The 25,287-nt window shown below is 65.4% G+C and carries 21 protein-coding genes, 2 tRNA genes and 1 pseudogene; 16 read left to right on the forward strand and 8 right to left on the reverse strand.

Features of this window, described 5'->3' with window-relative positions; all coding sequences use genetic code 11:
- On the reverse strand, positions 1-684 hold a 684-nt coding region (locus K0M74_RS18005), incomplete at its 3' end, for a family 43 glycosylhydrolase (RefSeq protein ID WP_293975684.1).
- Between the two features lie 132 nt (positions 685-816).
- Positions 817-3,621: a TonB-dependent receptor gene (locus K0M74_RS18010; protein WP_293975635.1), complete on the reverse strand. Its 2,805-nt coding sequence runs from the start codon at positions 3,619-3,621 to the stop codon at positions 817-819.
- 305 nt (positions 3,622-3,926) lie between these two features.
- On the opposite strand from K0M74_RS18010, the gene K0M74_RS18015 reads away from it, so the two are divergent.
- The 3 genes from K0M74_RS18015 to K0M74_RS18025 are packed head-to-tail and all read left to right on the forward strand — an operon-like array spanning position 3,927 to position 6,629.
- Complete coding sequence (locus tag K0M74_RS18015; protein WP_293975686.1) at positions 3,927-5,258, forward strand: pectate lyase; 1,332 nt, start codon at positions 3,927-3,929, stop codon at positions 5,256-5,258.
- 2 nt (positions 5,259-5,260) lie between these two features.
- Positions 5,261-5,656, forward strand: coding sequence for a cupin domain-containing protein (locus tag K0M74_RS18020; RefSeq protein ID WP_293975688.1), 396 nt, complete (start codon positions 5,261-5,263; stop codon positions 5,654-5,656).
- Position 5,657: 1 nt separating this feature from the next.
- Entirely contained in the window at positions 5,658-6,629 is a 972-nt protein-coding gene (locus K0M74_RS18025) for an alpha/beta hydrolase (protein ID WP_293975637.1), read from the forward strand.
- 84 nt (positions 6,630-6,713) lie between these two features.
- Here the strand turns inward: K0M74_RS18025 and K0M74_RS18030 are convergent, their stop codons facing one another.
- A complete protein-coding gene (locus K0M74_RS18030) occupies positions 6,714-7,202 on the reverse strand; it encodes a flavodoxin family protein (protein WP_293975639.1) in 489 nt (162 codons plus the stop codon).
- A 66-nt stretch (positions 7,203-7,268) separates the two neighbouring features.
- Between K0M74_RS18030 and K0M74_RS18035 the strand changes: the two genes are divergently transcribed.
- From K0M74_RS18035 to K0M74_RS18060, 6 genes are all read left to right on the forward strand, one after another.
- Positions 7,269-9,230: an alkyl sulfatase dimerization domain-containing protein gene (locus K0M74_RS18035; protein WP_293975641.1), complete on the forward strand. Its 1,962-nt coding sequence runs from the start codon at positions 7,269-7,271 to the stop codon at positions 9,228-9,230.
- Between the two features lie 25 nt (positions 9,231-9,255).
- A complete protein-coding gene (locus K0M74_RS18040) occupies positions 9,256-9,786 on the forward strand; it encodes a PH domain-containing protein (RefSeq protein WP_293975642.1) in 531 nt (176 codons plus the stop codon).
- Positions 9,783-11,306, forward strand: a complete 1,524-nt coding sequence (locus tag K0M74_RS18045) for a PH domain-containing protein (RefSeq protein ID WP_293975643.1) — start codon at positions 9,783-9,785, stop codon at positions 11,304-11,306. The genes K0M74_RS18040 and K0M74_RS18045 overlap by 4 nt, the downstream gene beginning before the upstream one ends.
- Complete coding sequence (gene recJ, locus K0M74_RS18050; RefSeq protein ID WP_293975645.1) at positions 11,303-13,072, forward strand: single-stranded-DNA-specific exonuclease RecJ; 1,770 nt, start codon at positions 11,303-11,305, stop codon at positions 13,070-13,072. The genes K0M74_RS18045 and recJ overlap by 4 nt, the downstream gene beginning before the upstream one ends.
- A gap of 92 nt (positions 13,073-13,164) precedes the next feature.
- Positions 13,165-13,240: transfer RNA gene (locus K0M74_RS18055), tRNA-Glu, on the forward strand.
- Positions 13,241-13,289: 49 nt separating this feature from the next.
- Positions 13,290-13,364 (forward strand) — tRNA-Glu (locus tag K0M74_RS18060).
- A gap of 62 nt (positions 13,365-13,426) precedes the next feature.
- Here K0M74_RS18060 and K0M74_RS18065 read toward each other — a convergent pair.
- The 5 genes and pseudogenes from K0M74_RS18065 to K0M74_RS18085 all read right to left on the reverse strand — a co-directional run bounded on the left by K0M74_RS18065 (position 13,427) and on the right by K0M74_RS18085 (position 18,058).
- Positions 13,427-13,678 carry a hypothetical protein gene (locus K0M74_RS18065; protein ID WP_293975647.1) on the reverse strand — a complete coding sequence of 84 codons (252 nt, stop codon included), beginning with the start codon at positions 13,676-13,678 and terminating at the stop codon, positions 13,427-13,429.
- A 92-nt stretch (positions 13,679-13,770) separates the two neighbouring features.
- A complete protein-coding gene (locus K0M74_RS18070) occupies positions 13,771-14,103 on the reverse strand; it encodes a DNA-binding transcriptional regulator (RefSeq protein ID WP_293975649.1) in 333 nt (110 codons plus the stop codon).
- Positions 14,081-14,470, reverse strand: a pseudogene (locus tag K0M74_RS18075) (type II toxin-antitoxin system RelE/ParE family toxin). Before K0M74_RS18075 ends, K0M74_RS18070 begins: the two are co-directional and overlap by 23 nt.
- A 331-nt stretch (positions 14,471-14,801) precedes the next feature.
- Positions 14,802-15,854 (reverse strand): ACP S-malonyltransferase, encoded by a 1,053-nt coding sequence (locus K0M74_RS18080; protein ID WP_293975651.1) that lies wholly within the window; start codon positions 15,852-15,854, stop codon positions 14,802-14,804.
- On the reverse strand, positions 15,851-18,058 hold the full coding sequence (locus tag K0M74_RS18085) for an alpha-ketoacid dehydrogenase subunit alpha/beta (protein WP_293975653.1): 2,208 nt from the start codon (positions 18,056-18,058) through the stop codon (positions 15,851-15,853). The genes K0M74_RS18080 and K0M74_RS18085 overlap by 4 nt, the downstream gene beginning before the upstream one ends.
- Before the next feature lie 175 nt (positions 18,059-18,233).
- On the opposite strand from K0M74_RS18085, the gene K0M74_RS18090 reads away from it, so the two are divergent.
- The 7 genes from K0M74_RS18090 to K0M74_RS18120 all read left to right on the forward strand — a co-directional run bounded on the left by K0M74_RS18090 (position 18,234) and on the right by K0M74_RS18120 (position 25,286).
- Positions 18,234-18,938: a DUF4129 domain-containing protein gene (locus K0M74_RS18090; RefSeq protein WP_293975655.1), complete on the forward strand. Its 705-nt coding sequence runs from the start codon at positions 18,234-18,236 to the stop codon at positions 18,936-18,938.
- Positions 18,935-20,167, forward strand: coding sequence for a DUF4350 domain-containing protein (locus tag K0M74_RS18095; RefSeq protein WP_293975657.1), 1,233 nt, complete (start codon positions 18,935-18,937; stop codon positions 20,165-20,167). Before K0M74_RS18090 ends, K0M74_RS18095 begins: the two co-directional genes overlap by 4 nt.
- Positions 20,168-20,210: 43 nt before the next feature.
- Positions 20,211-21,131 carry a MoxR family ATPase gene (locus K0M74_RS18100; protein WP_293975690.1) on the forward strand — a complete coding sequence of 307 codons (921 nt, stop codon included), beginning with the start codon at positions 20,211-20,213 and terminating at the stop codon, positions 21,129-21,131.
- 160 nt (positions 21,132-21,291) lie between these two features.
- Positions 21,292-22,608: a DUF58 domain-containing protein gene (locus K0M74_RS18105; protein WP_293975659.1), complete on the forward strand. Its 1,317-nt coding sequence runs from the start codon at positions 21,292-21,294 to the stop codon at positions 22,606-22,608.
- The gene (locus K0M74_RS18110) at positions 22,605-23,642 is read left to right on the forward strand and encodes a stage II sporulation protein M (protein WP_293975661.1); all 1,038 of its coding nucleotides are present in this window, start codon (positions 22,605-22,607) and stop codon (positions 23,640-23,642) included. Before K0M74_RS18105 ends, K0M74_RS18110 begins: the two co-directional genes overlap by 4 nt.
- Positions 23,639-24,610, forward strand: coding sequence for an RDD family protein (locus K0M74_RS18115; protein ID WP_293975663.1), 972 nt, complete (start codon positions 23,639-23,641; stop codon positions 24,608-24,610). Before K0M74_RS18110 ends, K0M74_RS18115 begins: the two co-directional genes overlap by 4 nt.
- Positions 24,603-25,286 (forward strand): nitroreductase, encoded by a 684-nt coding sequence (locus K0M74_RS18120; RefSeq protein WP_293975665.1) that lies wholly within the window; start codon positions 24,603-24,605, stop codon positions 25,284-25,286. Before K0M74_RS18115 ends, K0M74_RS18120 begins: the two co-directional genes overlap by 8 nt.
- The last annotated feature ends 1 nt before the right edge of the window (position 25,287 follow it).

Raw genomic sequence — 25,287 nt, forward strand, 5'->3', positions numbered from 1 at the left:
CCCCCCCCCCCCCCCCCCCCCCACAGCGGTGATCATGTAATAATAGCCGCCGTGGCGGGTGATCTTCGGGCCTTCGGGCGCGAAGCCCTCGACCACCCAGTCGGGCGGGTAGCGCCACGGATCATAGACATGCTCGGGCTCGCCTATGCGGCGGAGTCCGTCGTCCGACAGGCGGACGCGGTCGCCGCCCGACAGGAACAGCCAGCGCGACCCATCCTCGCCGACCGCATGGCCCGGGTCGATGTGGTTGGGCAGGTTCAGGTCGACGGGGTCGCTCCACGGCCCCTCGATCTTGTCGGCCCAGATCACCCAGCTCGTGTTCGGGCCTTTGGTGGGGATGTAGAGGAAGTAGCGCTCGCCGTGCTTGCACAGTTCGGGTGCCCACACCGACCCGATATTGCGGGTCAGCGCCGGGCCGATCGGGCGCCAGTTCACCAGGTCGCGCGAATGCCAGATGACCAACCCCGGATAAGAGTCAAAGGTCGAGAAGGTCATGTAATAATCGGCGCCGTCCTTCAGGATCGAAGGATCGGGGTGGTCTCCGGCCATGATCGGATTGAGGAAACGCCCGTCGCCGAGATCGGCTTTGCGCTGGCCGTCGAAGCCCTTGGCCCAGGGCGGTGCAGCCGCAACCGGTTTCGGTTGCGCGGCCGCGGGCCCCGATAGCCCCAGACCGCCGACCATAGTACCGGCCAGTCCCGTTCCGGCCAGTTTCAGCATGTCGCGGCGATCGGTCATTTTGCATTCCTTGAAAAAGAAAGGCCCGGCCCCCGCAAGCGAAGACCGGGCCTCACCGGGACTACCCTTTATGACGCGTCAGATCTTGACGCGCGCACCGAACAGGAAGGTGCGGCCATAATGATTGTTTTCATAGTTCCGCCCAGCTTCGATGTCGTTGAAGCGATAGCGATAATCGTCGGTCAGATTGGTACCCTCGATCGACACCTCGATATTTTCGGTCAGTTGGTAACGAATCGAAGCATCGACATTCAGCGAGCTGCCATAGCCTTCGAAGATATTGTTGTTGCCGCTGGTGCTGTCGTTGTACCCGCTGCGATAGGCAGCCGACGTGCGGACAGAGAATTTTCCATCGTCATAATATATGGTGGCATTCCAGGCTCGCTTTGCCAGACCAAGCAGCGGCTGGGTATAGGTTCCCGCCGGTTGTGCTTCGAGCCGGTTGTCGACAGGGTCATAAGCGAGCGGTCCTGCAACCGTATAATCGACATCGCTCTTTACGAAGGTTGCGTTACCCAGAACGCCAAAATGCTTCAGCGAGTCCGAGAAGACCGAGAAAGGCAGCTGAACCGAAAATTCCACGCCCTTCAGATTGGCGCCGGGGCCATTGCCTGTGGTTCGGAATTCGAACTGGCGGTCGGGATCGGTGCCAACCACCACCGCATCATGAACGGGCGTTCCCGGCGTGAGCAGCGAAAGCGGCAGGCCGCTGGACGCATAAGTACCCTGGAACGATGTCCCGATCGGGAAGCTTTCGATGTCCTTTGCGAACAACGCCACCGACAGCAAGCCGCCGCGGGCGAAATACCATTCGGCCGCCAGATCGAACGTCGTCGCGCGATACGGTTCGAGGAACGGGTTGCCCGACGTGATGCGGAAGTTGAACTGGTCGACGTTGCCGCCTGGCGACAGGCTACCCAAGGTCGGGCGAGTGATAACCTTGGCTATTGCCCCGCGCAGGATGATCGTGTCGGTGGGGTGCAGGTTGAGGTTGAAGGACGGCAACCAGTCGTCATAGGTTCGGTCGACCGTCACGAAGGTGCCGCTGGTAAAGCCCGACGACGACTGATCGGTTTTGGCGTAACGAACCCCGGCGTTGCCGGTCAGTCGCATACCCAGTACATCGGTTTCAAATTCGGTCATGAACCAGCCGCCATAGGTCTTTTCCGTGACGGCGCGCTGCTGGCCCTGCTGTAAAACGGCCGGACGATTGTAGAGGTCGATCAGAGCGGTGCCGGCATCGAGATTCGGTACGACCCATGCGTCGGTATTGCCGTCCGGTTGGCCGGCATCACCAAGGTTGAAGATGTCGGCGATGTCGGCGGTCACGGGCAGCCCGTTCGTCCCCGGCGCGCAGGTGAAGGCCGCACAATAGGTGCTGTCACGGCTGAAACCGACGGTGTCGAAATCGAACTGGCGGTAGAAACCGCCGGCGAGCAGCTTGAACCGATCGTCAACATCCCATTCGAAGTCCAGTGCCACGGTCTTGAACTTGTTGGTCTGGAACGAAGGGCGGTCACGGAATTCGGCGAGCTGGAACGCCGCCGGATTGTCTATTCCGGCGCCGAAAGTGAGCAGCGGGAATTTCATGTTAGTGTAATCATAGCGATAGCCGGTGGCATCGCGATCGTCGAACGCCAAGGTCGTTTCGATTGGGATGTCGGCTTTTGATTTCGACACTCCGCCCAGCAGATTGACTTTGAAGCTGTCAGTAAGCCGCTGCTCCAGCCGAGCTGAAACCTGGTAGAATTTCGTCTCGCTTTCGCGCGAGTAGCGTTCGGTGCGGACGTAGACATTGTCGAGATCGGCGGCGATCATGCTGTTGTTGTCGTCGATCGTGTAGTTGGACACATCGATCGTGCGCTCGTTGCTGCGCAGCAGGACTTCGCCCCAGAATTCGTCGCGGGTCTCTTTGAAGGTCGAGTAGAGACCGTCGATCGAGATTTTCGTGTTCTCCGAAGGCTCGAACTGGATCGACGCCGTAGCGCCGAGGCGCTCGCGGTCGTGGCTGACGAGGCCATAGCGCGGGATACGCGGATGGAAGGATTCGGCCACTTCGATACAGGCGTCGGATGGGTTGGCGACGAAGTTCGAACCCGTCATGCAGGTAACGCCATCGACGCTGCGGAATGGCGCCTGTCCCCAGCGGACGCTGTTGTTGCCAAGTTCCAGCGTCGTATAATCCGACCAGGCAACCGATGCCGATACGCCGAACGTGCGATCGACATTGGTCCACGCGACCAGCCCCGCGAGGCGCGGATCGAGGTCCTTCGACAAATCATTGTAGCGCGCCTGCGCCGAGCCAACGAGGGTCAGACCCTCCTTGCCGCCAAGCGGGTTGCCGGTGTTGAGATCGACTACAGCACCAAGCGAGCCTTCGTCGAGCGAGGCCGAGGCTGTCTTGTGAACAACCAGCGAAGTGAAGAGCTCGGAAGCGAACACGTTGAAATCGAACGCGCGATCACGGTTTGCCGACGCCCCGTCGGTGGACGTGGCAATCGTTTCCATGCCGTTCAGGCGAACGCGCGTGAATTGTGCCCCGAGGCCGCGGACGGTGATGGCTCGGCCTTCACCGGCGTCGCGCTGAATTGAGATGCCAGGGATGCGTTGAAGCGATTCAGCCAGATTTTGATCGGGGAATTTTGCAATATCCTCGGCTACGATAACATCGACGGCACCGATCGAATCTCGCTTCTGGTCCAGCGCCTTGTCGAGCGAAGCGCGGAAGCCAGTGACGATGATCTCGTCTTCGGTCGCGACCGCATCATTGGCAGCAGGCGCCGCGTCCTGCGCATAGGCCGGCGACACCGCGAGCGCGGCAAGCGAAGCGCCGCACGCCAATTGGGTCAAAGCGCGAAGGCCCCGCGTTGCATGAATAGCCATTATCATCCTCCCTTGATCGGCCGAAATTCTTGCTGAGGCAAGAAATGACACCGGTTACTTTACGAGACCAGACAAATCGGCGCGATCGCCTGGCCAGAAATTTTTTGAGAGTGATGATGGCGCCGCCGCCCGTTGCGACTAGCTGCCCAATCCCCTCTCCCTTGAAATAATTTATCGTTGACCGATTGGGGTAACCGGTGTCAGGAAGATAGAGGGATTGAGACGACCGTGTCAATACCCCAATGAAATGGAGAGACGGGATGCCCAAAAAACCTTGGCTGGCGGCACTTCTGCTGGCTTTTGCGATGCCCGCGAGTCCGGCATGGACCGCCGACGCAGCGCCGCTGGCGTTCCCCGGCGCGGTCGGTCCCGCCGCGCACACCATCGGCGGACGCGGCGGCCAGATCCTGCGCGTCACGACCCTCGCGCCTGACGGTCCGGGATCGCTGAAGGCGGCGATCGAAACGCCGGGGCCGCGTATCATCGTGTTCGAGGTTGGCGGCGTCATCGACATGGGGCGCACGACGATCAGCGTCACCCACCCCTATCTGACCATCGCCGGCCAGACTGCGCCCGGCCCGGGGATCACGCTGATCCGCACCGGCATCGACGTGAAGACGCACGACGTCGTGATCCGCCACCTGCGCATCTATACCGGGGTCGACGGCCAGTCGAAACGCAGCGGATGGGAAGCCGACACCTTCTCGACCGTCGCCGCGCACAACGTCATCGTCGATCATTGCACGTTGATGTGGGGGATCGACGAAAACATGTCGGCATCGGGCCCGCGCTTCACCGGCAAGACGGTCGCCGATTGGCGCAACGGCACCAGCCGCAACATTACCTTTTCGAACAATCTCGCCGCCGAAGGTCTGGCCGATGCGAGCCATCCCAAGGGCGAGCATAGCAAGGGATCGCTGATCCACGACAATGCGACCGGCATCGTCTTCTACCGCAACGTCTGGGCGCATAATGTCGAGCGCAACCCGCTGATCAAAGGCGGCGCGCAGGCGCTGATGGTCAACAATCTGATCTATAATCCGCAGCACCGCGCAGTGCATTACAACCTGATGAACCTCGAATGGGTCGGCCAGCCCTATGTGACCGGCGAGATCACCGCGGTCGGCAATGTCATGCGCGGCGGCAACGACACCGATCCCGGCCTGCCCTTCCTGATGCTCGGCGGCGACGGCGATCTTTCCTATTATGGCAAGGATAATTTGCTGGTCGATCGCCATGGCCAGCCGCTGCCCGAATTCGGTCGTTATGGCGAAACCCGCGCGCAATTGATCCGCGCCAAGGCGCCGCTTGCGCCGCTGACCGGCTACAAGATCCTGCCGGTACGCGACGTCGAAACATCGGTGTTGGCGAGCGCGGGGGCGCGGCCGTGGGCGCGCGACGCCGAAGAGATTCGGGTGCTGTTTTTCGTCGCCGAAGGGCGCGGCGAAGTGATCGACGACGAGAATGAGGTAAGCGCCTATCCCAAGGTCGCACCGGCCGTTCGCGCGCCCTTTGTCGAGGGTGACTGGAACCTGGCAACGATGGAGCCGCGGTCGGGGCTTTACCCCGGCCAGACCGCGCCGATGCCGCAAGAAATCCTGTCGCCGCGCGACCGCGCTTCGCGGGCGGGTCAGTGACGATGTGGCTCGCCGCGCTGCTGCTCGCGGGTGCCAACGCGCCCGCGATGATCGTGATCGACGAGGGCGACACGGTGCGCGAGGAACCGCCGCCGCACGGCGCGATCGGTATGTCCACGGCGTACCGGATCAGCGACAGCATCCCGGCGCCGCGCAGTTTCGAATTCCGCAAGCGTGCGCTGCACGTCGGCGCGGCGATTGGCGTGCATCCGATCGATCATGATGAGATCTATTATGTCCTGTCGGGGACGGGCGTTGTCCATTCGGACGGTACCGAGAAAGAGCTGCAAGCGGGAATGGCGGCGTGGCTTTACAGTGGGGCCAGGGTTGGCATCCGCCAGACCGGCACCGAGCCGCTGGTGCTGATCATCGCCTATCCGAACAAAGCGGGCAAATAGGATGGCGCTCGACCGCCGCGCGCTGCTGACCGCCAGCCTCGCGCTGCCGTTCGCGAGTGCGGCGGCCCAGGCGGCGTGGACGCGGCCCGCCGGTGTGGCGCCCGACGCGCGTATCCCACTCTGGCCTGAGGGTCATATCAAGCCACCGCCGGGCCTCGTCGAACAGGTCGTCCAACGCAGCGACGATCCGAACGCCAGCGACCGTATGCTGCAAGGCATCACCCGCCCGCGGCTCGACATTTTCCGCCCCGCCAAGCCCAATGGCGCTGCGGTGATCCTCGCGCCCGGCGGCGGCTATCGCTATGTCGTGATCGACAAGGAAGGCTATGAGCTGGCGCGCTGGCTGCGCGACCGCGGCGTGACGGTTTATGTACTCTTCTACCGCCTGCCCGGCGACGGCTGGACGGACGGGGCAGACGTCCCGCTCGCCGATGCGCAGCGCGCGGTGCGGATGGTGCGCAGCCGCGCCCCGCTCGATCAGATCGATCCCGCCCGCGTCGTCTTCGGCGGCTTTTCGGCGGGCGGACAGGTCGCAGCAAGCCTGCTGACGCGCTTCGACGCGAAGGTCTATGCGTCGGTCGACACCGCCGATTCGCTGGAGGCGCGCCCCGACGCGCTCGCCGCCATCTACCCCGTCGTATCGATGGACCCGGTGATCGCGCATGCGGTCAGTCGCGAGAAATTGATTGGCGACAACCCCGACCCGGCGCGCGAAAAGCTCTACTCACCCGAACTTAATGTCCGCCCAGACCAGCCGCCGCTGTGGCTGCTCCATGCCGAAGACGACAGCGTGGTGAAGGTCGCGAATAGTGTCCGGTTACGTGAAGCTGCACGCGCCGTCGGGGCGCCGTGCGAGGCGCATTTTTTCGAACGCGGCGAGCATGGTTTTGGGTTGATGAAGACGGTGGGTCTGCCGGTTGCGATCTGGCCCGAACTGCTGTGGAACTGGCTGCAATCGCACGGGATCGCGTGATCGATCGGCAGCCCCGACAACGACGCCGGAGTGACGACGGGTTGGGCAGGACCACCGGGCGCTTGGCAGGTCATCGCGTTCTGGTCAGAAGATTCCCGCCGCCAGCCCTTCGGCCAGCGCCGCGCCCAGATCATTGGCTTCGGCCAAGCGGTCGGCGGCGATCGTTTTGGGCGCCAGTATTGCTTCGGGAGTCTGCGCGGCGGTGTTGACGATCACGCCGTCCGCCACGCGTTTCAGCCGCCAGCCCGTCGCGATGCGATCGAGCTGGCGCTGGGCATTTTCGCCATCCGATCCGGCGCAGATGATCGTCGCATAGGGGCGGCCTTCGAGCCTTCCGAGGCAGGGGTAATAGCAGCGGTCGAACATCTCTTTCATGGCGCCCGACAGCGCGGCGAGGTTTTCGGGGCCGATGAAGAGATAGCCGCCCGCCGCCAACAGCATGTCAGGCGCCACATCCTCGGCGCGCACGAGCGTGGCCGCAGTACCCGCACCGTTCGCCGCGGCGCGCGCTAGCGCTTCGCTGCCGCCGGTGCGGCTGTGCCAGGCGATCAGCAGGGTGGGCGCGTCGGTCATCTGCCGATGCTTGCCAAGCGGCGGAGCGCGGCGCAAGCTGCTGCCAAAATATGGGGGAGAAACAAGATGCGCCGATTGACCGCCCTGCTGCTTGCCAGCACCCTGCCCTTTGCAGCCATCGCGCAGGACGCCGCAAGCGAGGCGACGCGCACTGCGCAGGCCGAACTCACAAAGCGCCTGCCGCTGGGCGACCCGCGCGACATGGCGAATGCGACACGCGGCAAGCTGGCCGAGATTGCTGATGGGGTGATTACCGACAGCGCCGGAAAGATCATCTGGGACCGGCGCCCCTACGCCTTTCTCGCCAGCGAGACCGCGCCCGACACGGTGAACCCGTCGCTGTGGCGCCAGGCGCGGCTGAACGCGGTGCATGGGTTGTTCGAGGTGGTGCCGGACAGGATCTGGCAGTTGCGCGGCTATGATCTGTCGGTGATGACGATCATCCGCGGCAAAACGGGTTGGATCGTCGTCGACCCGCTCTTGTCCGAGGAAGCGGCGGCGGCCAGCTGGAAATTGTTCGCCGATACGGTCGAGGCCAAAGCGGGCAAGCGGCCGATCAAGGCGGTGATTTTTTCGCACAGCCACAGCGACCATTTCGGCGGGGTCGGCGGCATCGTCACCCCCGAACAGGTCCAGCGCGACAAGATCCGTATCATCGCGCCGCACGGCTTTTCGGAAGAAGCGACCGCCGAGAACGTCCTCGCGGGCGGCGCGATGGGGCGGCGCGCGCTCTATATGTTCGGGTCGATCCTGAACCCCGGACCCGCGGGACAGGTCGATACCGGGTTGGGGCCAAAGCTGTCGTCAGGGACGATCGGCTATATGGAGCCGACCGAGACGGTCAGCGAGAAAGGCGGGCCGCTGACCATCGACGGGCTGGCATTCGATTTCCTCGATGCGGGGGGCACCGAGGCGCCGTCGGAGTTCGTCTTCTACATCCCCGCGTATAAGGCGCTGCACACGACCGAGGTCGTCACGCACAATTTGCACAATATCTTGACGCTGCGCGGCGCGCAGGTGCGCGATGCGCTGCGCTGGTCGAAGGTGATCGACGCGACCTTGCTCAAATGGGGCGGTCAGGCCGAGGTGGCACTCGCGTCGCATCACTGGCCGACGTGGGGTGCGGGCGAGGTCAGCACATTGCTGGCGAACCAGCGCGATGCCTATCGTTATGTCCATGACCGCACCCTGTTCCTGGCCAATCGCGGCGCGACTTTGCACGAGCTTGCCGACGCGACCGCCGAAGCGCCGGTGCAGGCCCGCGACTTTTCGACGCGCGGCTATTATGGCACGCTCAACCACGACATGAAGGCGGTCTACCAGCGCTATTTCGGCTGGTGGGACGGCAATCCGGCCAATTTCAATCCGCTGCCGCCCGAGCAATCGGCGCCCAAATATGTCGCGCTAGCGGGCGGGGCCGACAAGCTGCTGGCGGCGGGCAAGGCGGCGATTGCGGCGGGCGAGTATCGCTGGGGGGCGGAACTGCTGAACAAGCTGGTGTTCGCCGAGCCCGACAATCCGGCGGCGCGCGCGGCACTCGCGTCAGCCTATGACCAGCTCGGCTATCAGGCCGAATCGGGGGCGTGGCGCAACTATTATCTCGCGGGCGCGGCGAGCCTGCGCGGCAATGCGATCACTAGCTTGTCGGGCAATGGCCAGAGCCGGTCGTTCGTCAGTGCGATCCCGACCACGGTGTTTTTCGATGCGCTCGCAACGCGCTTCGATGCCGCCAAGGGGGCGGGGCTGAAAGGCATTTTCCAGTTCGTGCTGCCCGACAGCAAGGAGACGGTGGCGGTGGTCGTCGGCGGCGGGGTCGAGGTGCCGCGCTATGGCGTGACCGATGCGGCGCCGACCGCGACGGTGACGCTCGATCGCAAGACGCTCGACGATGTGATGCTGGGGCAGGCGCAGTTTCCGGCGCTGATGCAGTCGGGCGCGATCAGGATCGAGGGCGACCGTATGGCGTTCCTCAGCTGGTTCGCGCTGCACCCACCCGCCGATCCACGCTTCAATGTGGTTGTGCCATAGGCCTCTAACACGGTAACGGAGGAGCATGACCGACACCCCCGCCGTCTATCCGACCGATCCGTTCGACCCCGCGGCGCTCAACGCCGCCGAGGGGCTCGACCCCGTCGATCCCGCTTATGCACAGGTGCTGCGCGTCGCGACGGCGCTGAACCTGATCCCGCTCGCGATCGGGGCGAGTGTGTTCGACTATATGTTGGTTCGCCATATCGAGGGACCCTACGGACTGATCACCGCACTTGCGTGGCTGGTCGCGATCATTGTCATCCTGACCTTTCCGTCGCGGCGCGTGTCGCGCTGGGGCTACAAGATCGGTGACGGGCAGCTGCGCGTCGCGCGCGGCTGGCTGTTTCGCACCGACACCATCGTGCCCTTCGTGCGTGTCCAGCACATCGACGTCGGGCAGGGGCCGGTCGAGCGCTGGTTTGGGCTATCGCACCTGATCGTGCACACGTCGGGCACGCATAACAGCACCGTCACCCTGCCCGGGCTGCCCGCCGATCTGGCCGCCGCGATGCGCGAGACGATCCGGCGGCATATCCAGACCGATTTCGCATGACCGACACCGCCGCGGCTGCGGCCGCACCGATCATCGACGACGAGGTAAATTGGCAGCGGCTGCACCCCGCGACGCTGGCGCTCGCGATCGTCAAGCTGGGGCCGCGCAGCCTGAATTTCCTGCCCGCGGTCGCGGCGCTGGGTTTCACCGGCAACTGGGTGTGGATCGTCCCCGCGATCCTCGCTTTCCTGCTTTTTTCGCTGGTCGCCGCGTGGCTACACTGGCTGCGCTTTCGCTTTCTGGTCGGCGACGACGAGGTGGTGATCGAAAGCGGCGTCCTGTCGCGCCAGCACCGCACCATCCCCTTCGACCGCATCCAGGACGTCAGTATCGAACAGGGGCTGGTGTCGCGCGCGCTGGGCATCGCCAAGGTCGGGTTCGAAACCGGCGCCGGTGGCAAGGAGAATGACGCCGGCCTCGACGCGATCGCGCTCGATGCCGCGCAGGCGCTGCGCACGACGATCCGCGCCCACCGCAGCGGCGAGGTGGCGGCGGTTGCCGCAAGCGATACGCCCGATGCGCCGCCAGTGGCCGAAGACCGCTTGCTGTTCGCGATGACGCCGCGCCAGTTGCTGCTGGCGGGGCTGTTCAACTTCTCGCTCGCTGCGCTTGCGGTCGTGGGTGCGGGTATGCAGTTCTTCGACAATCTGCTGCCGTTCAAATTCAATATCTTCAACCCGATGGACTGGGCCGATGTCGCCGAAGATTATGGGCTCGACCAATGGCTGCTCTCGCATCGCTGGGTCGCGGGGATCGGCGCGGCGATGTCGCTGCTGCTGATCGGGTTCGCGAGCGGCATCGCGACGATGTTTTTCGCCAACTGGGATTTCCGTCTGACCCGCGAGCCGCGCACGCTGCGCCGCACCCGCGGGCTGACGACGCGCACCGACGTCGCGGTGCCCGTGCGCCGCGTGCAGGCGGCGATCCTTGTCACCGGCTGGTTTCGCCAGCGCTTCGGCTGGCACGAACTGCGGCTGCAGAGCCTGGCGAGCGACGGCGAGAAAGAGCGCGACCATCAGGTCGTTCCCTTCGCGCAGCTGGAATCAATCGATCCGGTGCTGGCCGAAGTCGCGATTACGCGCCCCGAGGGCGACGCCGCGTGGCAGCAAAGCCACCGCATTATCGCGCTAGGCGGGCTGGTCGGCGCGCTGGGCGCGAGCGTCGGCGGGCTGGTCGCGGTGTCATTCGGGCAGGCGCTCGGCTGGTTCGGACCAGTCGTCGGCATACTGATTGGCACCGCGTCGCTGTTCGGTGCGCGCTTCCACCGTTGGACCGACCTTGGCGAACAGGTCGCGATCCGGCGCGGGTTCTGGAAACCAAAGTTGACCTTGCTGCCGCATGCATCGGTGCAGAGCGTCGACCTCAAGAGCGATTTCATCCTGCGCCCGCTCGGCCTCGCGACCTTGGTATTCGGCGTCCCCGGCGGGAGTTCGCTAGCAAGCCATGAAATTCCCGCGATCCCCATCGCGACCGCGCGCGAGTTGCGCGACCGCATCCTGACCGCGCGAGCGCGAGCATGAGCGACGCCGCGCTCGGTATCACCCGCTCGATCCTCGGCCAGCCCTGGCATTGGCGCCGCGCGAGCGCCGACATGGCCGCCGAAAATCTCGCCCCCGACGATCTGGTCACCCAGCTGCTCCTCGCGCGCGGGGTAACCCGCGACGATCTCGACCGCCAGCGCACCCCGACCCTGCGCGGCTTCATGCCCGACCCGTCGCTGTTCCGCGACATGGACGCCGCCGCGGCGCGACTCGCCGATGCGGTCGAACGGCAAGAGGCGGTCACGATCTTTGGCGATTATGACGTCGATGGCGCCACCTCGGCGGCGCTGCTTGTCAGGCTCTTGCGCGGACTCGGGCTGCCCGCGGGCGCCTATATTCCCGACCGGTTGATGGAAGGCTATGGCCCCTCGGGCGCGGCGTTGGTCAAGATCGGCGAAGCGGGATCAAAGCTGGTCGTGACCGTCGATTGCGGCGCGCAGGCGTTCGAGGCAATCGCCGAGGCCAATGCCGCAGGGGTCGAGGTGATCGTCGTCGATCATCACCAATGCGCAACCACCCTGCCCGCGGCGCTGGCGCTGGTGAACCCGAACCGGCTCGACGAAGCGCCCGATGCGGCGATCCACGGCAATCTCGCCGCGGTCGGGGTCGCCTTTCTGCTCGGCGCCGCCTTGCTCCGCACTTTGCGCGGGCGCGGCTTTTTCGCAAACCGTGACGAGCCTGTGCTGATCGACCTGCTCGACCTGGTCGCGCTTGGCACCGTTGCCGATGTCGCGCGCCTCACCGGGTTCAACCGCGCGCTGGTGACGCAGGGGCTGAAGGTGATGGCGCGGCGCGGCAACACCGGGCTGGCGGCGCTGATGGACGCGGCGCGGCTGACCAAGCCGCCGACTGCGAGCGACATGGGCTTTGCGCTTGGCCCGCGGATTAACGCGGGCGGCCGCGTCGGCAAGTCGGACCTTGGCGTGCGGTTGCTGACGACGTCGGACCCGCAGGAGGCCGCCGACATTTCGCAGGAACTCAACCGGCTCAACGAAGAGCGCCGCGCGATCGAAGCGGGGGTGCTCGACGAAGCGATGGCGGCGAGCACCGCCTGCGGCAACGCGCCGGTCGCGATCGTCGCCGGGCAAGGCTGGCACCCCGGGGTGATCGGCATCGTGGCGGGGCGGCTGAAGGAACGGTTGCACCGCCCCGCGATCGTCATCGCGCTCGATGACGCGGGCGTCGGCAAGGGGTCGGGGCGCTCGATCAGCGGCGTCGACCTTGGCGCCGCGATTCTCGCCGCCAAGGAAAGCGGGCTGCTCGTCGCTGGCGGCGGCCACGCGATGGCGGCCGGGCTGACTGTGGAAGCCGACAAGGTCGATGCGCTCGGGGCCTTCCTCAACGACCGGCTGGCCGCTGACGTCGAGCGCGCGAGCGGCGACAAGGCGCTGCTGATCGACGCAGTGCTGGCGCCGCGCGGGATTTCGCCGCTCTGGTGCGACGCGATCGAGAGCGCCGGACCATATGGCGCCGGCTGGCCCGCGCCGCGCGTCGCCACCGGCCCAGTGCGGATCGTCGAGGCGAGCATTGTCGGCACCGACCATGTCCGGCTTATCGTATCGGGAGACGACGGCGGACGCTTCAAGGCGGTCGCCTTTCGCAGCGCCGAAACCGAGCTCGGCCAGACCTTGCTCCACGCGCGCGGGGGACGAAAATTATGGCTCGCGGGCCGCGCGAAACGCGACGATTGGGGCAGCCGCCCCGCCGCCGAACTCCATCTTGAGGACGCTGCCTGGGCCGATTGAACCCACGCCGCGCAATATTTTTGCGCGAGCGCAGCGCCAGCGCGCTTGACCGTATGGAGATGCGAGTCTAATGCGCCGCTTCACCGAATGACGGCCCCTTCGTCTAGCGGTCTAGGACGTCGCCCTTTCACGGCGAAAACACGGGTTCGAGTCCCGTAGGGGTCACCACGGTCAAGCGCGCGGTCGGCGCGTTTTTTCTGAAAATTTCCGACCCAACGGCCCCTTCGTCTAGCGGTCAGGACGTCGCCCTCTCACGGCGAAAACACGGGTTCGATTCCCGTAGGGGTCACCAGCATTTCCGCGGGTTTGCGGGGATGGCTGGGGAATTGCCCCAATGCATCCCTAATATCCACTCTACATCACGCGGACATTATAGGCTTCTTCAAGCCACACGCAGGCGCGGTTGCGCGCCTCGGTCGAGCGGCCATGCAGCGCGAGCTTCATCATCGTTTCCAGATCACCATCAGCCGCGGCAGCGTCGATCGCCTGACCTTCATTCAATGCGATCGACGAAAAAGCGATAATTGCGCACTGGCCGTCAGCTACCGGGGTTGCGCCGCGGCTGGCATTGCCGGTGAGCGAGGGGAATTGCAGAACATTGGTCATTGTCGTTTCTCCTTGGGTTGATGCCCCAAGGCTCCGGAAAACCGGTGTTGATAGAGTCTCCTCGATCATCGAGTCGAGTTCGGAATTACTGATCATGCCACGGCCTGCAATCCCTTGCGCTGGATGATCGAAAGCAACCGCAACGCGGGGCCACCCGGACGTTTCACACCCCGCTCCCAATCCGACACCAGATTACGCGATACGTTAAGATAGGCCGCGAACACCGGCTGCGAGACATGCTCGCGCTCGCGGATCGCGCGGATTTCGTCGCCCGCCAGCACCGGGGCCGGAGCAAGACACGCCTCATCAAAGGTGCGCAGCGTTGCACGCGACACAACTCCCGCGTCGTGCGCGTCGCTCATCATCTCATGGATCGCGCCCGCGATCTCGCTGCGATAGCCCTTATCCTTCGTCATCGTTGCCATCTTCGATCTCCACAAGCGTTCCCGACTCCACCAGCCGGTCCAGTTCCTCGCCGTTCCATTCCAACGCTTCGGTTGCCGCGTCGCGCAACAGCGCCAGGTCGCCTTTCGATATGTTCGCCTGTACGCTCTTGGCGAACCCGAAAGCGAATACCGCGCGATCGCCATGCCGGAACAGGATCAACGTGCGATAGCCGCCCGACTTACCCTTGCCCGGTCACGCCACGCGCTGCTTGATGACGCCGCCGCCAGGGTCAGCGTCCATCAGCCCACTTTCGGCTCGCTGCACGGCATCGCGAAGGGCCGAGTCGTCAATTCGCTCCTTCCGCGCGAAGCGCTCGAACCAGCCATTCTTAAAAATGCGCGGTATGGTCGGTTCTCCTCCTTAACTGCCATTATATAACACATAGCATTATATTTCAATATTGGGCATCGGCCTTCGAAAGCGCCGAAGCGCCCAATCTTGCAGCTATCGGCACCATGGTGCCTCGCCGAGCGATGTTGCAGGTCATATCCATCTGATCCTGCCCGAACCGACCGAGCACGCGGCCTGTTTTCGCGCATTGGCGGCGGGGGGCGACCGAATTGTTCGTTGCTTTGCCAGCGCCGACGATGGGATGGGGGGAGAAGCGATAGCGGCGGCGCCATCCTGCTCTTTCGCTGGCAGGGTCGGCAAGGGAATGTTCCTTCCCCTGCCGACCCTATTCGGGGCCGGTCACAGCCAAGCGTTGTTCGGCGCGGCCCATCGACAACAGGATCGGATCCGATGCCTGCCGCGCGGCAAAATCAGCCTTGCTCGCGATCCCTTGCCAGGTGATGCCGATCAGCGATTGCGCAATCGCCCCGCCGAGCGTGTCGCCGGGGCCGGGCAGGATGATGACGTCGGGCGCATATTCCTTGACCGCGACCTGCACCGAGCGCGCAAAATCATAAGGCGCGAGGATCTGGTGGCCGAAGGTGTAGTCCCAGATCGCGGCGGGGTCGCTGGCGAAGCGGCGCCAGATGTGGCCGCGGCCATCGACCAGCGGAATCGCCGGCGTGCCGAACAGCGAGGCAGGCAGTTCGGCCTTGGCCTTGTCCGCGCTGCCGAACATCAGCGGGGTGTGGAAGGGGCCGTGGCCCGCGAGGCGCAGCGGATCGCGCCCGGGGGTCGGCGGCGCTTCGGCGAGCAGCGCGGCGAGGCCTGCCTCATCGCCCGCGAGCACGAGCATCCCGGCAAGGTCGATCGACAGCGCGAGCGCATGGTCGGGGCGCGCGGCGATGGCGGCGACGAGGCCCAGCAGTTGATCGCGGAGACCTGGGACCGGGCGCCAATTCTCGTCGACGACTTGCAGCAATATCTGCCCGCCGGGGCCGTGCGTCTGGCTGTTGAGGCCCATCGCATTGCTGATGCGGAAACCGTCCTCGACCGACACCGCGCCGCCAAGCGCCAGCGCGCTGTACCAGCCCATCGAATTGCCCGCGACCGCGACAACGTCAAATTGCTCGCGGTCGATACTGAGAAAATCGAGCGCGGTCGCGGTGTAGATCAGCGGTGCCGCGACGTCGCCGCGCATATGCGTGGCAACGCTGAAACGCTCGGCGCCGTCGAGTTCGGTCACCGTCGGATGGCCGCGGTCACGTCGCTGGGCGTCGAAATTGGCGATGACATCGGCGAAGCGCGTGCCGTGCAGCCGCGCGATGCTGCCGAGTTCGCCCTTGCCATAGGTGCCGCGGCCGGGGGCGACGACGAGCGCAGTTTTGCGCGCGGTCATGCGAGCATCTCCTTTGCGGCGGCATAGATCGAATCGCGGCTCGGCAGGGTCAGGGTCGCGGCCTTGCCCAGCGGAATGAAGCTGTCGTCGGCGGCGATACGCTTCAGCTGTTTATCGGGAGTGCGTTCGACGAAAGTCGCCATCAGCGCCTCGCTCTGCGAGCCGGTGATGCGGCATTCGTCGACGATCAGGACGCGATTCGCATCGCCGACCGCGGCGACGAGCTTGTCTTCGTCGACCGGGCCGAGCCAGCGCAGGTCGATCACGCGCGCTTGGACGCCATCGGCGGCAAGCAATTTTTCCGCCTGCCGCGAGAGATAATAACCATTGCCATAGGTCACGATCGCCAGATCGGCACCGTCGCCATGGATGCCGACGTCGCCGAAATGGATCGACGCGCCGTCGCCCGGCGCTTCGTAGGTGCTGGTCCACAGACCATCGCCCTCTTCGTGAAGATCGCGGGTCATATAGAGCGCGATCGGTTCGACGAAGACGACCACCCGCTGCTCTTCACGCGCCAGCCTGACGCACTCGCGCAGCATCGCCACCGCGTCGCGCCCGTTCGACGGCACCGCAAGAATGACGCCCGGAATATCGCGGAAGACGGCGAGGCTGTTGTCGTTGTGGAAATGGCCGCCGAAGCCCTTCTGGTACCCGAGCCCCGCAATGCGCAGCACCATCGGATTGGTATATTGGCCGTCCGAGAAGAAGCTGAGCGTCGCCGCCTCGCCGCGGATCTGGTCCTCGGCATTGTGGACATAAGCGAGGAACTGGATTTCGGGCATCGGCAGGAAGCCATTATGCGCCATGCCGATCGCGAGCCCGAGGATCGCCTGTTCGTCGAGCAAGGTGTTGACGACGCGCGCCGACCCGAAACGCTGGTGAAGCTTCGCGGTGACATTATAGACGCCGCCCTTTGGCCCGACATCCTCGCCCATGACGGCGATTTCCTTGTGCGCGAGCATCAGGTCGGCCAGCGCCCAGCTCAAGAGCCGCGCCATATGCTGCGGCTTGTCCATCGCGCCGGCATCGCTGCCGAACATCGTCTTGCGGTCTTCGTCCGACGGGGTGTTCATGCGGGCGATGTCGCGCCGGGGCGGGACGATGCTTTTCATGACGTGCGCGGCGGTGGTGATCTTCGGGCGCAGGATCGCGGCCTCGGCTTGCCGCGCGAGGGTGGCGCCGATCTCCTCATAGGCATCGGCGATGTCGGCGGAAGTCATCCACCCTTGCTGCGCCATCAGCGCCGCGCCCGCGAGCAGCGGATCGCGTGCCTCGTCGGCCTCGATCAGCCCCTTGGGCAGATAGGCGCCCTGCACGTCGGACCCGGCGTGACCATAGAGCCGCACCGTTGCCATGTGGAGAAACACCGGCTTGCGATACCGCCGCGCATAGTCGGCGGCTTCGCATGCGCCGGCATAGGCCGACACAAGGTCGCTGCCGTCACATTTGATGTAATGCAGTCCGGCTCGGTGGCGGAACTGCGCCTCGATCCAGCCGGTCGGGGTGCGCGTCGAAATGCCGATCCCATTGTCTTCGCACAGGAAGATCAGCGGCATCGGCGAGCCCTGGAACGCTGCCCAGCCCGCGGTGTTGAACGCGCCCTGCGCGGTCGAATGGTTCGCCGAGGCGTCGCCGAAGCTGGTCAGCACGACGGCATCGTCGGGCAGTGGCAGCCCGGTCATGCCAAGACGGCGCGCGATACCGATCGAGAAGGCGGCGCCGACCGCCTTCGGCAGATGCGAGGCGATCGTCGAGGTTTGCGGCGGGATATTGAGCGCTTTCGATCCGATCACCTTGTGGCGCCCGCCCGAAATCTGGTCTTCGGATGAGGCCGCAAAGCTGAGCAGCATGTCCCAAGTCGGGGTCTGCCCCGGCACGTGCCGCGCGCGGTGCAGCTGGAAAGCGTTCGAGCGATAATGGAGGAACGCCATGTCGGTGACGCGCAGCGCCGCGGCGACCGCGGCGTTGCCTTCATGCCCCGACGATCCGATCGTGTAGAAACCTTCGCCCCGCGCCTGTAGCGTGCGCGACAGCCGGTCCATCTGGCGGCTGGTCAGCTGCGACAGGAAAATATCGGTCGCGTCGGCGCGCGACAGGCGCGCGGTCGCCGGATCGGGCGCATCGGCGCGGTCCGGCAAGCGGCCGCCCGCCAACGCGCCGAGGAATTTTTCATGTACTGCCTGCGCCGCGTCCACCGACATCCTCCTGTTCGGCCTTTTGCCTGATTGCCCACGTGGTTACGCGCGCAACCATCGGCCCCATGCGGCAGCGCGCTATAACGGGGCAGACCGGTACGCAAGCATCTCTTGCCTTGGCGCGCCGCCTCGCGCTACGCCTTGGCGCGATGACAATGCACGGCGGAACAGTCTTTTGGGCATGATGTCGCTGTGGATCACCCAGGCGTCAGCGGCCGCCGATGCTTCGAGCGCGGGCGGCGGCTGGCTGATCGATCCCGAGCTCGTCGATCCCGCCTATAGCCAGACGATCGCGGGCGGCGAAATCCAGACGGTATTTCCACCGCCCCCGCCCCCGCCGCCACCGACCCCCGAATGGCTGAGGTCGCTGTTCGACATGATCGGCAGCTTTTTCCAATGGAGCGCGCCCGCCGCCAAGCCTTTGCTGTGGATCGGCGTCGCGCTGCTGGCACTGTTTTTGCTCTATCATTTTGCCCCCGCCTTTGCGCGCTGGGTCGACAATCTGCCGTTCCGGCGCAAGGCGGGCAATGATGACGGCACAGATGATGTCGGGCTGGCCGAAGCTGGGGCGGCGCGCGCGTTGCTGAGCGAGGCCGATGCGCTGGCGGCAGAGGGGCGCTTTGCCGAAGCCGTCCACCTGCTGCTCTATCGCAGCGTCGAAGATATCGAAGGCCGCCGCCCTGGGCTGGTCAAGCCCGCGATGACCTCACGCGACCTCGCCGAAGCGCGCGATTTGCCAGGGGTTGCCCGCGACGCATTCAGCCGCATCGCGCGTGCGGTCGAGATCAGCCTGTTCGGCGGGCGTTTGATCGACGCCAACGCTTGGCAACAATGCCGCAGCGCCTATGCCGAACTGACGGTGCCAAAGAATTGGGCGCGGACATGAGCGGCGGGGTAGCAAGCGACGGCGGGTTCAACCCGCGCCTGATCGCGGGCGTCGTCGCGATCGGCGTGATCGCGTTCATCGCGCTGTGGGCGCTGATCGCGCTGGGTCCGCAGCTGAACAGCGGCAACGACGGCGGCGGCCATGCGCTGTCGAAGGCCGCGCCGGGTTACGCCGGAATCGTCGACCTGCTCGAACGCAGCGACGCCGCGGTGGACCTCCGCCGCCGCGAAGAAGCGCCGACGCTGGAGGATCCCGAATTGTTGATCCTCACCCCTAGCCATACCACCAAGGCCGACGACCTTGCCCGTCTGATCAGCGAACAGCGCGGCGGGGCGGTGCTGATCATATTGCCGAAATGGCGGACCGGCCGCCATCCGTCGAAAGCGGGTTGGGCAGGGGGCGGCTTTGCGTCCGCGCCGTCGCCCAAGATGCTGCCGCCCGCTGCTGGACGCATCGACAAGATCGGCAGCGAGCCCAACGCGCGCGGCGCGCAAGCGAAAGGCCATCTGGGCGGCTATCCGATGACGCTGACGCTGCCCAACCTGCGCACGCAGGTGCTGAACGCGCCCGATATGGAGACGTTGATCGCCTTTCCGCACGGCGGCGCGGTGCTGGCGAAGCAGCCCGATGCGCCGATTTACATCCTGTCCGATCCCGACTTCGTCAACAATCTGGCCTTCGTGAACCGCGATCGCGCCCGCGCGGCGGCGATGCTGGTCGATGCGGTGGCCGAGGATGCGGGGGCATATAGCGTCGCGTTCGACGTGACGCTGAACGGCTTTGGCAGCCAGCGCTCGTTGCTGCGCTTTGCGTTCGTGCCGCCGTTCATCGGCATCACCCTGTGCCTTATCGCCGCGGGGCTGCTTGCATTGTGGCAGGCGTGGATGCGCTTCGGCCCGGCGCTGAAACCAGCGCGCGCAATTGCGGTATCGAAAGCGGCGCTGATCGCCAACAGCGCCGACCTGATCAAACAGGCGCGGCGTGAGCTCGACGGCGCCGATGCCTATGTCCGCAGCCAGCGCAGCGCGATTGCGCGGCGGTTGCACGCGCCGGGCGGGCTGGACGACGCCGCGACCGACCGCTGGATCGACAAGCATCTGCGCGTCGGCGGCGAAACATTTTCCGCACTCGCACGGCGGCTGCCGCTCGCGCGCAACACTCATGAGTTTTTGGCAGACGCGCAGGCGCTGCACGACATCAGGAAGGATTTACTGCGTGACAGCCAATAATATCGCACCAGGAGTGGGAGGCGTCCAGGCGCTCGGCGCCGCGATCGAGGCCGAGGTCGCCAAGGTCGTGTTCGGGCAGGGACCGCTGACCCGCATGGTGACGATCGCGCTGCTCGCGGGCGGCCATGTGCTGCTCGAAGGCCCGCCGGGAACCGCGAAGACCTTGCTCGCGCAGGCGTTCGCGCGCGCGACGGGCCTCGATTTCGGGCGCATCCAGTTCACTCCCGACCTGATGCCGGGCGACATCCTGGGGTCGAACCTGTTCAACTTCCAGACGTCGAGCTTCACCCTGACCAAGGGGCCGATCTTTACCGAGCTGCTGCTCGCCGACGAAATCAACCGCACCCCGCCCAAGACGCAGGCCGCACTGCTCGAAGCGATGCAGGAACGCCGCGTGACGATCAACGGCGAGGCGCATGTGATGAGCCCGCGCTTCACCGTGCTGGCAACGCAGAACCCGATCGAGCAGCAAGGCGTCTATCCGCTGCCCGAGGCGCAGCTCGACCGTTTCCTGTTCAAGCTGGTCGTCGATTATCCCGCCGCCGATGAGGAACGACGCATCGTCGCCGACCATGGCGGGCGCTTCAAAAGTCCCGCAGTCGCCGATTTTGGAGTGACCGAAGTCGCGAATGCGAAAACGATCGAAGCCGCGATCGACACGATCGCCACGGTACGGCTGGCCGACGAGATCGTCGACTACATCGTCCGGCTCGTCCGGGCGACGCGCGAGAGCGCCGATCTGGAATGCGGCGCCTCGCCCCGCGCCGCGACATTGCTGGCGCGCGCCGCCTGCGCCGCGGCGGCGCTAGACGGGCGCGATTATGTGATTCCCGACGACATCCAGCGCCTCGCGTCGGGCGTGCTGCGCCACCGCGTCATCCTGTCGGCGGCGGCGGAGATCGAAGGGCGCAGCGTCGAAGAGGTCGTCGCGGCGCTGCTCGACCTCGAAGAAGTCCCGCGGTGATCGGCACCTGCAATCGATCCTGCCTGTCGCGCCGCGATGGGGAGGGGGACCGTCGCCGAAGGCGATGGTGGAGGGGCGGCGACCTTCGCGCCAAAGCCCCTCCGCCAGCGCTTCGCGCTGCCACCTCCCCATGGCTCCGCCACAGGGAGGCTCTATCCCTATGATCTACCCAACCCGCCGGGCGATCTATCTGCTGCTGCTCGGCGCCCCGATCGCGCTCGCGCTCGGGCTGGTGCGGCCCGAGCTGTGGCTGGTCGCGCCCGGGTGGATCGGGGTGATCGTCGCGTGCCTGATCCTCGACACCATCGCGGGGGCGAGTCCGCGCCACCTCGCGCTCGACGCCCGTTTTCCGCATCAGGTCGGGGTCGGTGATCCGTTCGACCTGGCGCTGACGGCGACCGGGCCAGCGGTGCCGCCGCGCGCCGAACTGGCGCTCGCGCTCGACGAGCGGTTCGTCGAGGGCGGACGACTCGCAGGCGATATGCGCAGCACGAGCGGCAGCGAAGCTTTGACCAGCACCCTTTCGCTCACCGCCTCGCGGCGCGGACAGGCATTGATCGAGGCGCTGTGGATCCGCTGGGCCGGGCCGCTCGGGCTGGTGTGGAAACAGCGCCGCTTTGGGATCGACGGCGCGATCAGCGTCGTCCCCAGCCTGCGCGCGGTCACCGACGAAGGCAGCCGGCTGTTCCAGCGCAACAGCTGGTTCGGACTGCGCCAGCAGCGCCTGCGCGGCGAAGGCACAGAATTCGAAGCGCTCGCCGAATATCAGCCGGGGATGGACCGCCGCGCGATCGACTGGAACGCGTCGGCGCGCCACGTCAAACTGCTCGCCAAGGAATATCGCGTCGAACGCGACAACCGCGTGGTGCTGGCGATCGACAGCGGGCGCACGATGGCCGAACCCGTCGGCGGCATGCCGCGCGTCGATCGCGCGGTGTCGGCGGCGCTGCTGCTCGCCTATGTCGGGCTGAAACTGAACGACCGCATCAGCCTGTTCTCCTTTGCCGCCAAGCCGCACACGCTGACCCCCGCCTATATGCACACGCAGGATTTTCCGGCACTGCAGCGCACCGCGAGCCTGATCGATTATGCGCACGTCGAAAGCAATTTCACCCTCGCGCTGACGACGCTTGGCGCCCAGCTCAACCGCCGCTCGCTGATCATCCTGTTCACCGAATTCACCGACGCCACCAGCGCTGACCTGATGATCCGCGCCGCCGGACGGCTGGTGAAGAAACACCGGCTGCTGTTCGTCGTCATCAAGGATGAAGAGGTCGAAAGCGAGGAACGTCGCCGCCCCGAAACCGGCGCCGACGTCACGCGATCGAACGTCGCCGCAGCAATGCTGCGCGACCGCCAGCTGGTGATCGCTCGGTTGCAAAGGCTCGGCGCCGATGTCGTCGAAGTGCCCGCTGACGCGATGGGGGCGAGAGCGGTCGAAGCCTATCTCGGCATCAAGCGGGCGGGCACCTTATGATCCCCGCGGCCGCCCCGACGCGCGCCCTCGACGCACCGAGCTTTTCGACCGGCCGCTTTCGTGCCGAACGCGAGGCCGACTGGATCGCGTTCGACCTGCTGCTTACCAAGCTCGAGAAAAAGGGTGTCAAGGCGCTGACCAGCGACGAGCTGTTGCAACTGCCCCTGCTCTATCGCGCCACGCTGTCGTCGCTGTCGATCGCGCGCGCGACCAGCCTCGACAAGGCGTTGCTCGATCATCTCGAGGCGCTGTCGATCCGCGGCTATTTCCTCGTGTATGGCGTGCGCGAGACGCGTTGGAGCCGCATCCGGCGCTTCGTCCTCTACGACTGGCCCGCCGCGGTGCGGTCGGTGTGGAAAGAGACGATTATCATTTCGCTGATCATCCTGCTCGGCGCGATCACCAGCTACTCACTCGTCGCCAACAACCCTGAATGGTATTATAATTTCGTCGGCGAAGACATGGCGGGCGGCCGCGATCCACGCGCCACCGCCGAATATCTGCAATCGACGCTGGGGCATGGCAAGGCGGCGAGCGAGGGCGAAAGCGGCCTGCACGTCTTTGCGACCTATTTGTTCACGCACAACAGCCGCGTGTCGATCCTGTCCTTTGCGCTGGGATTTGCCTTTGGCGTGCCGACGATGATGCTCGAATATTATCAGGGGATCGGGCTGGGCGCGATGATGGCGGTGTTTGCCGGCAAGGGACTGGGTTTCGACTTCGGTGGCTGGCTGTTCATCCACGGTACCACCGAATTGTTCGCCGCGGCACTGTCGGGCGCCGCCGGGCTGCGCATCGGCGCCGCGGTCGTTTTCCCCGGCGCGCGCAGCCGGTTACAGGCGGCGGCGGAGGCGGGGCGGACCGCGGGCAAGGTGATGATCGGGGTCATATTGATGCTGTTCATGGCCGGACTGCTCGAAGGGTTCGGCCGCCAGCTGATCACCGACACGATGCTGCGTTATGGCATCGGCACGCTGATGCTGCTGTTCTGGATCGCCTATTATTATATCCCGCGGCGCGAGGATGTGACATGAGCGCCGCTGCCGCGCAGGCCAACGCCAAATCGCGCAGCGCGCGGGCGAAGAAAGTCCGCCAGTTCATCACCCCCGAAGGGGTCGATCTGGAATTGCGCATCGCAAGTTCGGGGCTGCGGTTTGGGGCGCTGCTGGTCGATCTGATCCTGATCGTGCTGGCGTTATTCCTGTTCTCGCTCGTGATGCTGTGGATCGGCTTTGCCTCGCAATCGGACATCACCATGGTCGTCTGGATGCTTGGCGCCTTCCTGCTGCGCACCTTCTGGTTCGTCGGCTTCGAGCTGGGATCACGCGCCGCGACGCCGGGCAAAAGGCTGATGGGCATTCGCGTCGTGGCGCGCGACGGCGGGGGGGTGAACCCCCCCCCCGGGGGGGCGCGCCAAATGATACGCGCGCGCGCGCGGTTACAGGCGCGGCTTGAGGTGGGGGTGGGGGGGGCGGGGCGGCCGGCCCCGCGCCACGCCGTGGTGGCGCGCAATCTGATCCGCGAGCTCGAGCTGTTCCTGCCGCTGATGATGCTGGGGGTCGGCGCGGCGGAGGATATGGTGTCGGGCTGGACGATGGCGGCGGGGGTGCTGTGGTCGCTGACGCTCAGCCTGTTCCTGCTGTTCAACCGCGACCGGATGCGAATGGGCGATCTGATCGCCGGAACCTGGGTGGTGATGGCGCAGCGCGTGAAGCTCGACGCCGATATCGCCACCGGCACCGCGGGCGACGCGATGACGTTCAGCGAGGCCGAACTGGCGGTGTACGGCATTTTCGAATTGCAGGAGCTCGAACGCGTCCTGCGCGGCAGGGACGCCCGCGCGATGCGCGAGGTCGCCGACACGATCCGCGCCAAAATCGGCCGCCCCGTCGCCGAAGAGGATGACGTCTTCCTGCTGAGCTACTACCGCCAATTGAAAGCCCGGCTCGAACGCAAATTGCTGTTCGGCAAACGGCGAGAGGATAAATATGCCAGTGACTGACCCGAATTCGGTAACCGCTGCGCTGCATCAGCGGCGATCGATCCGCAAATTTACCGACCAGCCCGTCGATCAGGCGCTGCTCCGGGATATTTTCGCCGCGGCGCAGCGCGCGCCGTCGGGCGGCAATCTTCAGCCCTGGCAGGCGACGGTGCTGACCGGCGCACCCTGGGCGGCGGTGAAGGATGCGGTCGCGGCGCGGCTGGCGATGGGGCGCGAGGGTTATCAGCCCGAATATGACATCTATCCCAAGGGGCTGACCGATCCGTGGGAGACGCGGCGCTTCGGGGTCGGCGAGGGGCTCTATGCCGCACTCGGTATCCCGCGCGAAGACAAGGCGGGTCGGCTGGCTCAGTTCGTGGAGAATTACCGGGGTTTCGGCGCACCGGTGATGCTTTTCCTCCACTGCTCGCGCATCATGGGGCCACCGCAATGGTCGGACATGGGCATGTGGCTGCAATCGGTGATGCTGCTGCTCGTCGAGGGCGGGCTCGCCAGTTGTCCGCAGGAATGCTGGGCGATGTATGGCAAGACGGTGCGGGAGACGCTGGCGCTGGGCGACGGCCAGATTTTGTTCACCGGCCTCGCGATCGGCTATGCCGACGAAAACGCCGCGGTGAACCAGTGGCCGGTGCCGCGCGTAGGACTGGACGAAGTGATCGATTGGCAGGGATTTTGAC

Origin of the sequence: Sphingopyxis sp. (assembly GCF_019459305.1) — a bacterium.
Taxonomy (GTDB): Bacteria; Pseudomonadota; Alphaproteobacteria; order Sphingomonadales; family Sphingomonadaceae; genus Sphingopyxis.

Coding starts and splice junctions, on each gene's coding strand:
- K0M74_RS18010 (WP_293975635.1), bottom strand. CDS start 3,621: ATGGCTATTCATGCAACGCGGGGCCTTCGCGCTTTGACCCAATTGGCG.
- K0M74_RS18015 (WP_293975686.1), top strand. CDS start 3,927: ATGCCCGCGAGTCCGGCATGGACCGCCGACGCAGCGCCGCTGGCGTTC.
- K0M74_RS18020 (WP_293975688.1), top strand. CDS start 5,261: ATGTGGCTCGCCGCGCTGCTGCTCGCGGGTGCCAACGCGCCCGCGATG.
- K0M74_RS18025 (WP_293975637.1), top strand. CDS start 5,658: ATGGCGCTCGACCGCCGCGCGCTGCTGACCGCCAGCCTCGCGCTGCCG.
- K0M74_RS18030 (WP_293975639.1), bottom strand. CDS start 7,202: ATGACCGACGCGCCCACCCTGCTGATCGCCTGGCACAGCCGCACCGGC.
- K0M74_RS18035 (WP_293975641.1), top strand. CDS start 7,269: ATGCGCCGATTGACCGCCCTGCTGCTTGCCAGCACCCTGCCCTTTGCA.
- K0M74_RS18040 (WP_293975642.1), top strand. CDS start 9,256: ATGACCGACACCCCCGCCGTCTATCCGACCGATCCGTTCGACCCCGCG.
- K0M74_RS18045 (WP_293975643.1), top strand. CDS start 9,783: ATGACCGACACCGCCGCGGCTGCGGCCGCACCGATCATCGACGACGAG.
- recJ (WP_293975645.1), top strand. CDS start 11,303: ATGAGCGACGCCGCGCTCGGTATCACCCGCTCGATCCTCGGCCAGCCC.
- K0M74_RS18065 (WP_293975647.1), bottom strand. CDS start 13,678: ATGACCAATGTTCTGCAATTCCCCTCGCTCACCGGCAATGCCAGCCGC.
- K0M74_RS18070 (WP_293975649.1), bottom strand. CDS start 14,103: ATGGCAACGATGACGAAGGATAAGGGCTATCGCAGCGAGATCGCGGGC.
- K0M74_RS18080 (WP_293975651.1), bottom strand. CDS start 15,854: ATGACCGCGCGCAAAACTGCGCTCGTCGTCGCCCCCGGCCGCGGCACC.
- K0M74_RS18085 (WP_293975653.1), bottom strand. CDS start 18,058: ATGTCGGTGGACGCGGCGCAGGCAGTACATGAAAAATTCCTCGGCGCG.
- K0M74_RS18090 (WP_293975655.1), top strand. CDS start 18,234: ATGATGTCGCTGTGGATCACCCAGGCGTCAGCGGCCGCCGATGCTTCG.
- K0M74_RS18095 (WP_293975657.1), top strand. CDS start 18,935: ATGAGCGGCGGGGTAGCAAGCGACGGCGGGTTCAACCCGCGCCTGATC.
- K0M74_RS18105 (WP_293975659.1), top strand. CDS start 21,292: ATGATCTACCCAACCCGCCGGGCGATCTATCTGCTGCTGCTCGGCGCC.
- K0M74_RS18110 (WP_293975661.1), top strand. CDS start 22,605: ATGATCCCCGCGGCCGCCCCGACGCGCGCCCTCGACGCACCGAGCTTT.
- K0M74_RS18115 (WP_293975663.1), top strand. CDS start 23,639: ATGAGCGCCGCTGCCGCGCAGGCCAACGCCAAATCGCGCAGCGCGCGG.